7 protein-coding genes and 1 pseudogene are annotated in these 13827 nt (G+C 67.3%); 2 read left to right on the top strand and 6 right to left on the bottom strand.

Going from position 1 to position 13827, the window contains the following annotated elements; translation table 11 throughout:
- Positions 1-37: 37 nt before the first annotated feature.
- Positions 38-859 (bottom strand): trehalase family glycosidase, encoded by an 822-nt coding sequence (locus BEN49_RS30340; RefSeq protein ID WP_262490253.1) that lies wholly within the window; start codon positions 857-859, stop codon positions 38-40.
- The gene (locus BEN49_RS30335; RefSeq protein ID WP_094123217.1) at positions 856-1674 is read right to left on the bottom strand and encodes a trehalase family glycosidase; all 819 of its coding nucleotides are present in this window, start codon (positions 1672-1674) and stop codon (positions 856-858) included. The genes BEN49_RS30340 and BEN49_RS30335 overlap by 4 nt, the downstream gene beginning before the upstream one ends.
- Before the next feature lie 302 nt (positions 1675-1976).
- Here BEN49_RS30335 and BEN49_RS23830 point away from each other — a divergent pair.
- Positions 1977-4651, top strand: a pseudogene (locus BEN49_RS23830) (MGH1-like glycoside hydrolase domain-containing protein).
- 122 nt (positions 4652-4773) lie between these two features.
- Here BEN49_RS23830 and BEN49_RS23825 read toward each other — a convergent pair.
- Both BEN49_RS23825 and BEN49_RS23820 read right to left on the bottom strand, forming a co-directional pair.
- A complete protein-coding gene (locus BEN49_RS23825; RefSeq protein WP_239692084.1) occupies positions 4774-5955 on the bottom strand; it encodes a tol-pal system protein YbgF in 1182 nt (393 codons plus the stop codon).
- 277 nt (positions 5956-6232) lie between these two features.
- Positions 6233-7267: a Gfo/Idh/MocA family oxidoreductase gene (locus BEN49_RS23820; protein ID WP_239692083.1), complete on the bottom strand. Its 1035-nt coding sequence runs from the start codon at positions 7265-7267 to the stop codon at positions 6233-6235.
- A gap of 84 nt (positions 7268-7351) precedes the next feature.
- On the opposite strand from BEN49_RS23820, the gene BEN49_RS23815 reads away from it, so the two are divergent.
- Positions 7352-7777, top strand: a complete 426-nt coding sequence (locus BEN49_RS23815; RefSeq protein WP_239692082.1) for a DUF983 domain-containing protein — start codon at positions 7352-7354, stop codon at positions 7775-7777.
- Here BEN49_RS23815 and BEN49_RS23810 read toward each other — a convergent pair.
- Both BEN49_RS23810 and BEN49_RS23805 read right to left on the bottom strand, forming a co-directional pair.
- On the bottom strand, positions 7737-9098 hold the full coding sequence (locus BEN49_RS23810; RefSeq protein ID WP_070747289.1) for an efflux RND transporter periplasmic adaptor subunit: 1362 nt from the start codon (positions 9096-9098) through the stop codon (positions 7737-7739). The two genes, BEN49_RS23815 and BEN49_RS23810, sit on opposite strands and share 41 nt — an antisense overlap.
- 125 nt (positions 9099-9223) lie before the next feature.
- A complete protein-coding gene (locus BEN49_RS23805; RefSeq protein WP_070747287.1) occupies positions 9224-13741 on the bottom strand; it encodes a CusA/CzcA family heavy metal efflux RND transporter in 4518 nt (1505 codons plus the stop codon).
- Between the last annotated feature and the right edge of the window lie 86 nt (positions 13742-13827).

Here is a 13827-nt window from a genome sequence, read left to right as displayed (position 1 = left end):
GCTTCGCCACTTACATCAACCCGGTAACAACTAAAACCTACAGCGGCTTACCGGCTTCGGGGTAGCGGTTCAGAAGCCAGAGCAGCGTGCCGTTGGTCCAGCCGAAGCCGTCTTGCAGCGGGTACTCGCCGCCGCCGGCCGCGGTGTTCACGTCCAGCACGTTGTATTTCTCCAGCAGCTTACCGGTTTGGGTGAACACGCGCGCGTTCAGGGCGCTCCAGCGCAGGGCCACGGTGCGGGCCAGGGCGGGCTGGTTGTACTGGCGCAACCCGCTGATGGCCATCCACTGCAAGGGGGCCCAGGCGTTGGGCGCGTCCCACTGCTGGCCGGTGCGCAGGGGCGTGGTCACGAGGCCGCCGGGCTTGAGGAAGTCGCGCTCCAGACCGGCTGCTACCAGCTTGGCCTGGGCGGGGCGGGCCAAGCCCAGGGCCAGCGGGAACACGCCCGCCAGCGTGGGGCGGGCCGAGCGCCGCCCGGTGCGCCAGTTGTAGTCGAGGAACCAGCCGGTGGCGGGGTCCCAGCAGTATTGCAGCAGGGCCTGGGCGCGGCGGGTGGCCTTCTGCTCGAAGGCGGCGGCCTGCGCGGCGTTGCCCTGCTGGCGGTAGCCACGGACAATGGTTTGCTCCAGTCCGTAGAGCAGGCAGTTCAAATCAACGGCCACCAAATCGGTGGTTTGGATGGAACCCAGCGTATTATCGGGCCCAAACCAGCGGCTGCTGAAATCCCAGCCCGAGGCGGCCGCTGCCCGGATGTTGCGGTAGAACGCGGCCGGGGCCTGGCGGCTCAGCTTGGCGGCGGCCACGTCTTCGGCGTACGATTCTTCGCGGGGCTCGGTGCTGGCGTCCCAGTAGCGGTTCAGCAGGGCCCGCCGGGCAGGCGCACCACCGGGCCGGCGGCGGTGCCGGCGCGCACGGCATCGGCGCCGGCCATCCAGTAGGCGTACTCGCCCAGCAGGGCCCCCTGGTAGCGGCGGCGCACGGTGTCGCCCTGGGCGGTGGCCAACAGCTCCACCATTTGGGCGAAGAACGGCGGCTGCGAGCGGGTGAGGTAGTAGGTGCGGTTGCCGTTCGGGATGAAGCCGTAGCGCCCGATGAGGTAAGCAAAATTGTCCACCATGTCGCGCACCAGGCCCACGCGGTGGGCGTCCACCAGGCCCAGCATGGTGAAGTACGAATCCCAGTAGTACACCTCCCGGAAGCGCCCGCCGGGCACCAGGTACGGGTGCGGCAGCGGCAGCAGCGACGAGCCCGGGGTCACGGCCGCGGCGTCGGGCCGGCGTTGTAGCACCGTCCACAGCGTGTCGAGGTGGGCGCGCAGGCCCGCGGCCACGTCGCTGCGGTAGATGTCCGTGCCCGCCACCGGGGCCTGGAAGTAGGTGTCGGTGAAGGCTTTCAGGTCGAAGCCGGGCTTCTGGTGCTGCTGCGCGTAGGCGGCCACGATGGTGGCCACCGGGGCCTTGGGCAGCGCATCGACAAACGTTTTGCCGTCGCGGTACACGTGCCCGAGCTGCACGGCCTCGAACAGGCCGGGGTATAGCTGCCGGGGCGACAGCGGCAGCGCGCGGGCGGCGGCTGGGGTTGCTTGGGCGGTAGCGGCCGGAGTGGCCGCGGGGGCCTGGGCGTGGGCCGCGCCCGCGAGCAGGGCGAGCCCGAGGATGTACAAGTAGTTGCGCATGGACAAGAGGCGTTGGGATGGGAACGGGCTGGCAAGTTCGGTGCTTTTTGGCCAACGGCCGCGGGGCGGCGCAAGGGCCCAGATGGGACCCCGTTGGGAGCGGTTCGCGCATTTTTTGCGCCCTTTATTTTTTGCGCCGGCGCCCGCCAAAACCGCTACCACGGGCCCCTAGATGCCCTTTGGTGGCCGCCCTACACTCGCGCTTAGCCGGCTGCCAGCGCAACCCCGTGCGCTGGGGTGCGTTTCTTTGCGGCAACGCGCCACCCGGCGAGGCCCCTTGCCCCGCCCCGGCGCCCACCCACATGGAAGAACAACGACGCCTCGCCGCGGCCACCGCGAAAACGGCCCCCTGGAAGAAATTTGGCCCCTACCTCACTGAGCGCCAGTGGGGCACGGTGCGCGAAGACTACAGCCCCGACGGCAACGCCTGGGGCCACATCACCCACGAGCGCGCCCGCGCCTACGCCTACCGCTGGGGCGAAGAGGGCCTCGGCGGCATCTCGGACGACCAGCAGTACCTGTGCTTCGCCGTGGGCCTCTGGAACGGGCAGGACGACCAGCTCAAGGAGCGCCTATTTGGCTTGACCAACGGCGAGGGCAACCACGGCGAGGATGTGAAAGAGGCCTACTACTACCTCGACAGCACGCCCACGCACTCCTACATGCGGATGCTGTACAAGTACCCGCAAGCCGCGTTTCCTTACGAAGCACTACGCCGGGAAAACGCCGCCCGCAGCCGCCAGGAGCCGGAATACGAGCTGATTGACACCGGCATTTTCGACGAAGGGCGCTACTTCGACGTGTTCATCGAGTACGCCAAGGCGGGGCCCGACGACCTGCTGGTCTCCATCACGGCCCACAACCGGGGCCCCGTGGCCGCGCCGCTGGCCATCCTGCCGCAGCTCTGGTTCCGCAACACCTGGGCCTGGGGCTACGACGCTGCCCGCCCCACCCTGGCCGCCGGCCCCGCCGGCACGGTGCGCGCCGAGCACCCCGCCCTGGGCCGCTACCAGCTGTACTGCGACGGCCCCGCCGCCCTGCTGTTTTGCGACAACGACACCCGCCCCGTGGCCGTGCCCGAGCCGGGCACCGACCCCGACGCGCACCTGCTGGGGGGCCCTACCTACGACCCCGCCACCGGCGCGTACTACAAAGATGGCATCAACCGCTACGTGGTGGAGGGCAACGACGGGGCCGTGAACCCCGCCCAGCGCGGCACCAAGGCCGCCGCCTGCTACACCGCCACCGTGGCCCCGGGCCAGAGCTACACCGTGCGCCTGCGCCTCAGCCAGGCCGAGCTGGGGGCCCCATTCGCTGATTTTGAGGACGTGTTTGCCGCCCGCCGGCAGGAGGCCGACGTGTTTTACGACTGCGTGCAGGAGGGCTTAGTGGGCGACGATGCCCGCAACGTGCAGCGCCAGGCCTACGCCGGCATGCTCTGGAGCAAGCAGTTTTACTACTACGACGTGGCCCAGTGGCTCGACGGCGACCCCGCCCACCCCGAGCCGCCGCTGCCCGCCGCCCGCCGCCGGGGCCGCAACGCCACCTGGCGGCATTTGCACAACGCCGACCTCGTCTCGATGCCCGACAAGTGGGAATACCCTTGGTACGCGGCCTGGGACTTGGCTTTCCACTGCCTGCCGCTGGCGGCGGTGGACGCCGAATTTGCCAAGAGCCAGCTGCGGCTGCTCTGCAAGGACGGCTACCTGCACCCCAACGGCCAGATGCCGGCCTACGAGTGGAAGTTTGAGGACGTGAACCCGCCAGTGCACGCCTGGGCCACCTGGCGGGTGTACCAGATGGACAAAAAGCTCAACGGTGGCCAGGGCGACCACGCCTTTCTGGAGGCCGTTTTTCAGAAGTTGGTGATGACTTTTACCTGGTGGGTGAACCGCAAGGACCGCGACGAGCGCAACATCTTCGAGGGCGGCTTTCTGGGGATGGACAACATTGGGGTGTTCGACCGCAGCTCGCCGCTGCCCACGGGCGGCAAAATGGAGCAGAGCGACGGCACCAGCTGGATGGCCATGTTCGCCCTCAACCTGATGCGCATGGCCCTGGAGCTGGCACAAACCAACCCCGTGTACCAGGACATGGCCAGCAAGTTCCTCGAGCACTTCCTCTACATCGCCGACGCCATGACGCACGGCGGCGGCGGCGAGTTTAACCTCTGGGACGAGCAGGACAACTTTTACTACGACGTGCTGCACGCCCCCGACGACTCGCGCACGAGCCTGCGCATCCGCTCGATGGTGGGCCTGATTCCGCTCTTCGCCGTGGAAATACTGGACGATGACCTGCTGGGGGCCGCGCCGCAGTTCATGGCCCGGGCCACCTGGCTGCTCAACCACCGGCCCCACCTGGCCGCCCTCGTGGGCCAGCTGCAACTGCCCGGCCAGGTTACCCGCCACCGCCTCAGCCTGCTGCGCCGCACCCGCCTGCGCCACGTGCTCACGCGCATGCTCGACGAGCAGGAATTCCTGAGCGACCACGGCATTCGCTCGCTCTCGCGCCACCACCTGGCCGCGCCCTACCAGTACCACACCACCGAGAACTCGTTTGAGGTGGCGTACCTGGCGGGCGAGTCCGACTCCGACATGTTCGGGGGCAACTCGAACTGGCGGGGCCCCATCTGGTTTCCGGTCAACTACCTCATCATCGAGTCGTTGCAGCGCTTCCACCACTACTACGGCGACTCGTTCACCATTGAGTACCCCACCGGCTCGGGCCAGGAGCTGAACCTGCACCAGGTGGCCGCCGCCCTCGCCGAGCGCCTCGCCAGCCTGCTGCTGCGGGGCCCCGACGCCGCCGCCCGGCCTTTGCCCAGTCCGAGCTGCTGCAAACCGACCCGCACTTCAAAGACAACCTGCTCTTCCACGAGTACTTTGACGGCGACAACGGCAAAGGCCTGGGCGCCAGCCACCAAACCGGCTGGACCGGCCTCATCGTGCGGCTGTTGCAGCAGGCGCAGCACTAGGGCCACGGGGGCCCTAGGATAGTTTCCTGGTCAATAATCCGGTCATGCTGAGCGCAGCGCAGCATGACCGTTTTTTTTCGTTAGAATAACTCCTCGTGCCTTCCCCCGGAGCCCCATTGCCCCTACTTTTTGCGCGGCTTGAGGTACTGCTGAGCCTCGGCGCGCAGGGGCAGGGTTTTGTCGGCGTGGTCGAGCACGGCTTGGTAATAGCGGCGGGCGGCGGTGGCATCGTGCTCCTGCACGGCTATTTTGGCCAGGTTGCCGTTGGCGTAGGAGTAGTAGCGCTGCTGGGTTTGGTTGCTGATTTCGGCGAATACGATGCAGCGCAGGTAGTAGTCCTTGGCGGCCGTCAGGTTGTGGTAGATGAACTGGTTGTAGTAGCCCATGTAGTAGGCCGCGTAGCGCCCGCTGGTGGCCTCGTAGCCGGGCAGGCCCAAGTTGATTTTGTCGAGCAGCTGGCGGCTCACGGCCTCGCCCGCCCCGATGTTGCCCGTCACGAAGCACAGCTTGGCGTACTCGCGCTGCACGTAGGCATTGTCGGGAAATTCAGCCAGCAGGCCGGCGCAGATTTGCAGGGCCCCCATGGGGTTTTTCTCGCGCGTACTCTCCAACATATCAACGAGTTGGATCTTGGACTCGGTGCGGGTGTAGAAGCCCTCGGTGGCCACCGTGCGCACCTGCTGGAGACCCAGCACGCGGTTGCCCTTCGGGAAAAAGACCAGGACGGGCTTTAGCCAGGGGTGCGCCTCGGTTATGACGTCGGCGTAGTAGTTAAACAGGCCCTGGCCGAGCAGAAACTCGGGGCTGAGGCCGTTGGCTTCGCGGCTGCGCTCCAGGTAGTTGAGGGCCCGCTTGCTGTAGAGGCTGGCCTTGGCGTAGGAGCTGCGCTCGCCAAACAGCCGCGCCTCGAACCCGTAGGCCGCCGACAGGAAGAAGCAGGCTTCGTAGTTCTTATCGTCGGCGTCGTAGCGGCGCTTGGCCAGGGCAATGGTCGTATCCATGTAGGCCAGGAACAGCCGGTCGTACTTCGTGTCGGTGAAGTTGCTGGGCATCATCTTCCACCACACGTTCAGGCCCAGCAAAAAGTAGGGCATGGGGTGGTGCGGGTAGCGCCGGCGCAGCGACCGAAACTGCCGCTCGGCGCGGTCGAACTTGAAGTTGTAGAGGTTGGCCACCGCCCCGCCCAGCTCCCCGCGGATGTCGGGGTCGAGCAGCAGCCAGCCCTGCGTGTCCACGGCCTGCGGGGCCACTGCCACGGTGTCGAGGGCCACGGTGCGGGGCTGGCGCACGGTATCGGCCGGCACCTGGGCCAGGGCCCCCAGGGGCCCCAGCAGCAGGCAAAACAGGTAAAATAGCTGTTTGATAATCTTATAAATATAAATTACAATGGCTTAAAACGGGGTGGTCCGGCGAATTGCCCGCAGGGCTTCGTCGGGCCACTCTTATCACTGGGCAGGGCCCCATTCAACCGCCAGAGTGGCCCGACGACTGAAAAAGTCGCCGGACACCCCGTGGTCAGACCACTACCGATTAGTCAACAACAGAGGCACTTCGGCTGCGTGATGGCCAGCAGACCAACTGCTACGCCTCGGCCGGCTGTTCCAGGATTTCCAGTTGCCAGGCTACTTCGTCGGCGCGCACCGGGTAGGGGTGGTTGTGGCGGATGGTTTGGGCCACAGCGTCGAACAGGCCCAAATAGTTTCCGGAGGGGGCCGGGTCGGGCTGGGTGCTCAGGCCATCGTCGGGGCCCGCCAGGGTGAGGTGGCCGTCGCTGCCGGGCAGCTCGTGGCCGTAGGCGGGGTCGGTGGGGCGCAGGCCGGCCAGCAGTTGGGCCTCCTGGGGGTCGGTGCGGCCCTTTTGGTAGCTGCCGCGGGTGCCGTGCAGCACGTAGGCCGGGCCGGGGGCGGCCACCAGCAGGCCGGCCGTCAGCCACACGTTCAGGCCGGCGGGGTAGCGCAGGTGGAAGCTGAAAAAGTCGTCGATCAGGCCCCCGGGCCGGTAGTGGCCCTGCACCTTGCGCACGCCCAGCGGCCGCCCAAACAGGCTAATGGCCTGGTCCACCAGGTGGGGCCCCAGGTCGTAGGCCAGGCCCACGGCGGGACCGGGCGTTTCCTTGAAAGGCTTGGGGCTCAGGGCCGTCTTGTAGCGGTCGTAGCGGAAGTGGGCTTCGATGAGCTGGCCGAGCTGGCCGCTCTCCACCACGCGGCGCACGGCCCCGAAGTCGGTGTCCCAGCGGCGGTTTTGGTAGGCCAGCAGGTGGCGGCCCTGCTCTTGGGCCAGGGCCCCCAGGGCCTGCCACTCAGCGGCCTTGGCGGCCACGGGCTTCTCGATGAGCACGTGCTTGCCGGCCAGCAGGGCCTGGCGGGCCTGCTCGACGTGCAGGCCGCTGGGAGTGTTGATTATGACCAGCTCGAGGGCGGGGTCGGCCAGGAATTCGGCCACGCTGGGGTAGCTGCGCACGCAGGGGTAGTCGGCGGCCATGCGGGCGTCGTGGCGCTCAACCACGGCGGATAGTTCGAAGCCGGCGTGGGCGGTAATGAAGGGCGCGTGAAACAGCTTGCCCGACATGCCGTAAGCCAACAGGCCGGTGCGGATGGGTGCGGAGGAAGGCATCATACCCAAAACTACCGCCCCCGCCCCGAACGCGGCCGCCCCAGCTGCTGGGGCCCTACTTTTACGCCTTTCCCCGCCGCCCCGCCCATGGAACCCGAAACCGAACCAGCGAACACCTCCTCCACCCTGGCGCTGCTGGGCCTGCGCTGCCCGCGCTGCCACGAGGGGGCCCTATTTCTGCACCCCGCCACCAGCCTCACCAAGTTTACCGACATGCCCGCCGCCTGCCCCGTGTGCGGCCTGAGCTACGAGCCCGAGCCGGGTTTCTACTTCGGGGCCATGTACATCAGCTTCGGCTTCGCGGTGGGCATTTTCTTCGCCGTCGGCATCGCCCTCTACTTCCTGGCCGGCGACCCGGATACGTGGGTGTACGTGTCGGTGGTGGCCGCCCTCACGCTGGTGGCCACGCCGTTGGTGTTCCGCTACTCCCGGGCCATCATGCTGTACCTGTTCGGCAATAGCGGCTACGACCCTAACTGGGCTCGCTTCCACCGCCGCCACATGGGCGAATAGCCCAAAAATGTAGCTTGGACTTTGTAGTCCGAGCGGGAGCGCAGCGAGCATCTCGCAGCAACAATCGTTGCATACCGCCTGCTCGCTGCGCTCCCGCTCGGACTGCAAAGTCCAAGCTACTTAATCGCCGCCTTCGCCTTTGCGCAGCTCGGCGTCGAGGAAATAGGCGCCTTTGCGCACCAGCTTCGTGGTGTCGGGCAGCGGGTCGAGCACGGTCACGGCCACGTCGCCGTGCTGGGGCAGGCTGGCGCGCACCTTCACGCGGCGGAACACGGTGCGGCCCGAATCCTGGCCCACGGCGCGGAAGATGTAGCTCAGCTCGCCGGCCTGGATTAGGGCTTCTTCGGGCAGGTGCGCACCGGGCCCCGGCGGTTTGGATGCGGGCGGCCACGAACTGGCCGGGCAGCAGGTCGGTGCGCTCGGGCTCGAGGTGGGCGTGCACGCGCACGGTGCGGGCGTCGTCGTCGAAGGCCTTGCCCACCAGGAACACGCGGGCCGTTAGTTCCTCGTCGCGCCCGGTATTCTGCACCTTGAACAGGATTTTCTGGCCCACCTTCACCTGGGCCACGTCCTTCTCGAACACCTTGAGCTCCAGGTGCAAGTCGTCGCGGTTCAGCACCTCCACCAGCACGTCCTGGGGCCCCACGTACTGGCCGGGGTTGATGTTGACGGCCTTCACGTAGCCGGCGATGGGCGAGGTGAGCGGCACGCTCTGCACGATCTGGCCCGTGGCGTCGAGGCGGGCCACCGAGATGCCCAGCAGCCGCAGCTGGGCAGCGGTGGCGCGCAGCGTGGCCTGCTCGGAAGCGTAGTCGGCGCGGGCCATTTGCAGCTTGCGCTTGGCCCCCACGTCCTCCACGTCGAGGATGCGCTGGCGCTCCAGGTCCTCGGCCAGGAAGCGCACCTTGGCCTTGCTCTGGAGGTAGGTTTCCTGCATGGTGAGGTACTCGGGCGAGCGTAGGGTGGCCACCGTGGCGCCGGCCCGCACCCGCTCGCCGGGCAGCACCAGCACGGTTTGCACGTAGCCGCCCATCACGGCCGTGATGGACACGCGGTTCTGGGGCGGCACTTCCACCGAGCCGTTGGCCTGCACTTCGGTGGTCATGTTCTGCCGCTCAAAGGTGCCGAAAGTGATGCCCGCCGCCTGCTCCTGGGCGGGGCTCACGCTGATTTGGTCGGGGTTGGCGGGGGCTGCGGGCGCGGCGGCCTGGCCGGGCGCATCGGCCTCGGCTTTTTTGGCGTCGTCGCCGGACTTCGAGCCGCAGGCCGTGAGCAGCGCCAGGGCCCCCAGCACGGGGTAAAGGTTGAGGTTGAAAGGCATTTTGGTTGTGGTCGATTTTTTTTAGATAGAAAGCGGCGCGTAGCAGCTCAACTGGGTCTCTTTTTAGAACGGGGCACATCGGGCCGTAGAGACGCAAGGATGCGTCTCTAGGCCGATGTGCCCCATTACTTCCCGGGGCCCTGGGCCGGTGGCAAGTCCGTACCCGTCAGGGCCTGCACGCTCACCACCAGGTCGTTGTAGCGCTGGGCCTGGTCGAGGTAATTGGTTTGGATTTGCCAGGCGGGCTCGGTGTTCACCACGTAGGTCACGTAGTCGATGTCGCCGGCGCGGAAGCTTTTTTCGGCGGTGCTGATGATGAGGCGGGCCTGGGGCAGGGCCAACTGCTCATAATAATCGAGCGAGGCGCGGGCCCGCCGCAGCTGGCGGCGCAGGCCTTGCAGTTGGGTGCCGAGCTGGCTAGTGGCGTAGGCAAGCTGGCCGGTGGCTACCTGCTCGCCGAGGCGGGCGGCAGCCACCCGCGCCCGGCCGGCGCCGCCCAGCAGCGGCACGGCCAGGCCCAGCTGCACCACGCTCAGGGCCTGGTACTCGGGCCGGAGGGTTTGCTGGAAGTAGCCGGCCCGCACGTCGGGCAAGCGGCGCAACTGGTCCACCCGCGTTTGCTGCTGGCTCACGGCCACTTGCTGGCGCAGCAGGCCTAGGGTAGGGTTGCTTTCGGGCGAGAGGGCGGCCGTATCGGCGGCCGTGAGCGGGGCCACCAGCGCGTCGGTGGTGTCGATGGCGGCCGGGGCGGGGCTGCCTAGCAGTTGGCCCAGCTGCGACCGCTGCACCTCCAGGTCGGAGAGGGCGGTGAGCAGGCGGTTTTCCAGCTCGCGGGCGCGGGCCTCGGCGGCCACCTGTTCGAGGCGGTTGGTTTCGCCCACCTGGTAGCGGATGAGGGCGGCGTGGGCGGCACGGCGGTACAGGCTGTCCTGGCGGCGCAGCAGGGCCACCCGGCGGTAGCTCACCAGCAGGCCGTAGTAGTTGCTGCGAATGGACTGCACCAACGCGCGCTGGCTCAGGCGGGCCTGCTGTTCGGCCGTCACGCTTTGGCCTTGCAGCAGCTTGCGCTGCGCGACGTACACCCCCGGAAAGGCCGCCTGCTGGATGACGTTGAACGTGTGGTCGTTTAGGGGCCCCGAAATCTGGCCGAGTTGGAAATCGACGATGGTGCGCGGGGCTTCCAGGCCGGTGCGCACCAGGGCTTGCTGCTGCTGGGTTTGCAGGCCGGCGGTTTGCAGCGACTGGTTTTGGGCCCCGGCCGCTTGCAGGGCCCCACTCAAATTCAGCGGCCGGCCGGCCGTCGAGCCCAGCGTGTTTTGGGCCTGCGCCGGGTGGCTTAGGGCCCCCAGCAGCGCCAGCAGCAGGGCGGTGGCCACGGCAGCCGCGGGCTTCACGGCCGGCGCGGGGCTGTGGTTGGGGCCCGGGGCGTTAGGGCCCTGCTGGCCGGCGGGGCCCGGAGCGCCGGGGCCCTGGGGTGCCTCCCCCGTCTCGGCGGCGCGCTTGGCGTCGGTGGCGGCCTGGGCGGCATCGCGGGGGTTGGGCTCGCCGTCTTTCGTGAAGAGGCCGTAGAGCACCGGCAGCACCACCAATGTGAGCAAGGTGGCCGAAATGAGGCCCCCGATGACCACCGTGGCCAGCGGCTTCTGCACCTCCGCGCCGGCTGAAGTGCTCAGCGCCATCGGCAGGAAGCCCAGCGAGGCCACGCTGGCTGTGAGGATCACCGGCCGGAACCGCTCCTCGGTGGCGCGCAGGATTCGGTCGCGCACGCTGGCCACGCCCTCGGCCGCCAGCTCGTTGAGGCTGGCCAGCAGCACGATGCCGTTGAGCACGGCCACGCCAAATAGGGCAATGAAGCCCACACCCGCCGAAATGCTGAATGGCATCCCCCGGGCCCACAGCGCCACAATGCCGCCAATAGTGGCCAGCGGCACGCCGGTGAAAATCAGCAGCGCCTGCTTGATGGACCGGAACGAGAGGTAGAGCAGCAGGAAAATGAGCAGCAGCGAGACCGGCACGGCTACTTTGAGGCGCTCGATGGCGTGGTTCAGGTTTTCAAATTGCCCGCCGTAGACGATGGTGTAGCCGGGGGGCAGCCGGAGGCCCTGGCCGAGCTTGCCCTGGATTTCCTGCACCAGGCTCTGCACGTCGCGGCCGCGCACGTTGATGCCGATGTTGATGCGGCGGCGGGCGTCGTCGCGCGAAATCTGGATGGGCGCGTTGCGGTAGGCCACGGTGGCCAGCTCGTCGAGCGGGATTTTTTGGCCGCCGGGCGCATCCACGTACAGGTCTTGCAGGTTGCCCAGGCCCTGGCGGTGGGCGCTGTCGAGGCGCATCACCAGGTCGTAGCGCCGCTCGCCCTCGTACACCTGGCCCGCCACGTCGCCGGCGAAGGACGCGCGCAGAATCATGTTCAAGTCGCTCACCTTCACGCCGTACTGGGCCAGCTTCTGGCGGTCGTAGGTCACGCGCATCTGGGGCAGGGCCGCAATCTGCTCCACCTTCAGGTCGCCCACGCCGGCCAGCGGGCGGATGAGGCCGGCGGCCTCGTTGGCCTTGTCGTAGAGCACGCCCAAGTCGTCGCCGTAAATCTTGATGCTCACGTCGGACTTCACGCCCGAAATCAGCTCGTTGAAGCGCATCTGAATGGGTTGCTGGAACTCCATGCTCACGCCGGGCACGCCGGCCAGGGCGGCCTGCATCTTGCCCGCCAGCTCCTCGCGGGTGCTGGCCGAGGTCCAGAGACTGTGGTCTTTGAGGATAACCATCTCGTCGCTGTCCTCCAGCGACATCGGGTCGGTGGGAATTTCGGAGGTGCCGCTCTTGCCCACAATCTGCTCAATTTCGGGGAATTTGCTGCGCAGGATTTGCTGCACGCGCAGGTTGGTGGCCACGGTCTGGCTCAGCGACGAGCCGGGGGCCAGCGTCACGTTCAGGGCAATGTCGCCCTCGTCGAGCTGCGGGATGAACTCGCCGCCCATGCGCGAGAATATGAAGCCCGCCAGCACCAGCAGCGCCACCGCCGCGCCCACTACCACCACCCGGGCCCCCAGGGCCCAACGGATGATGGGGTCGTAGCCGCGGTGCAGAAACTTCATGATGCGGTACGAAACCGTCCCCTCTTCCTTAATGTCTTTCTTCAGGGCCCAGGCCGTGACGGCCGGTACGTAGGTGATACACAGCAACATGGCTCCCAGGATGGCGAAGCTCACGGTGAGGGCCATCGGCCGGAACATCTTGCCCTCGATGCCGGTGAGCGAGAGGATGGGGAAGTACACGATGAGGATGATGAGCTGCCCGAACAACGCCGACGACATAAGGCGCGTGGCGGCCACCTCGGTCATGTCGTCCATGGTTTCGCGGGCGGCCTGCGCGCGCTGGTGCACGAGGTGGAAAATGACGGCCTCCACGACAATCACGGCCCCGTCCACGATGAGGCCGAAGTCCAGGGCCCCCAGGCTCATCAGGTTGGCCGACACGCCGAACAGGCTCATCATGCCCAGCGCAAACAGCATGCACAGCGGAATCATGGTGGCCACCACCACGCCAGCGCGCCAGTTGCCGAGCAGCAGCAGCAGCACCACCAGCACAATCGCGCCGCCCTCGATGAGGTTGTGCTCCACGGTGGCAATGGCCTTGTCGATGAGCTTGGTGCGGTCCAGAAACGGGGTAATGACCAGGCCCTTGGGCAGCGTTTTCTGGATTTCGGCCACCTTCACCTTCACGTTCTGGATGGTGTGCTCCGAGCTGGCGCCCTTCAGCATCAGCACCACGCCGCCCACGGTTTCGCCCTGGCCGTTGCGCGTCATGGCGCCGTAGCGCACGGCGTGGCCCATGCGCAGGGTGGCCACGTCGCGCACCAGCAAGGGGGCCCCAGCGGCGGCCTGCTTGATGACGGTGGCGCCCACGTCATCAAGCGAGTTGGCCCGGCCCTCGCCCCGGATGAAGTAGGCGTTGGGGCCCCGCTCGATGTAGGCGCCGCCGGTGTTGGCGTTGTTGTCCTGCAAAGCCGCGTACAGCTCGGCCACCGTCACGTCGTTGGCAGCCAGGCGGGCGGGGTCCACAGCCACTTCGTACTGGCGCAAGTAGCCGCCGAAGCTGCTCACGTCCACCACGCCGGTGGTGCCGGCTAGCTGGCGCTTCACAATCCAGTCCTGCACGTCGCGCAGCTTGGCCAGGTCGAACTGCTTTTCGTAGCCCGGCAGCACCCGGATGCTGTACTGGTAAATCTCGCCCAGGCCCGTGGTGATAGGCGCCATGGTGGGCACGCCAGCCCCGGCGGCCAGGTCGGCCTCGGCCGATTTCAGCTTCTCGGCCACCAGCTGCCGGGTCTGGTAGGTAGTCATGTCATCGGGGAAAACGACGGTAATCACCGAGAGCCCAAAGCGCGAAATGGAGCGAATTTCCGTTACGCCCGGTACGGTGCGCAGCTGCAACTCCAGCGGCACCGTGATGAGCTGCTCGACCTCCTGCGCGGCCAGCGCGTTGCTCTGGGTGATGACCTGCACCTGGTTGTTGGTGACGTCGGGGATGGCGTCGAGCGGCAGGTTGGCCGCCGAAAACCCGCCCCAGGCGATGAGGGCCAGCACCATGAGCGCCACCAGCAGCTTGTTGCGGACGCTGGCGGCAATTATTTTTTCAAGCATAAAAGACAGGAACAGGGCCCCGGCGCAGCCGCCCGCTGCGCAGACTCTAAAAGTCCGCGCGTCAGCCGTTCAACGCGCGGACTCAC

Source organism: Hymenobacter coccineus (assembly GCF_001816125.1).
In the GTDB taxonomy this organism is placed as follows: domain Bacteria; phylum Bacteroidota; class Bacteroidia; order Cytophagales; family Hymenobacteraceae; genus Hymenobacter; species Hymenobacter coccineus.
Note: the sequence above shows the minus strand (reverse complement) of the source record. Positions and strands in the feature narration are given on the sequence as shown.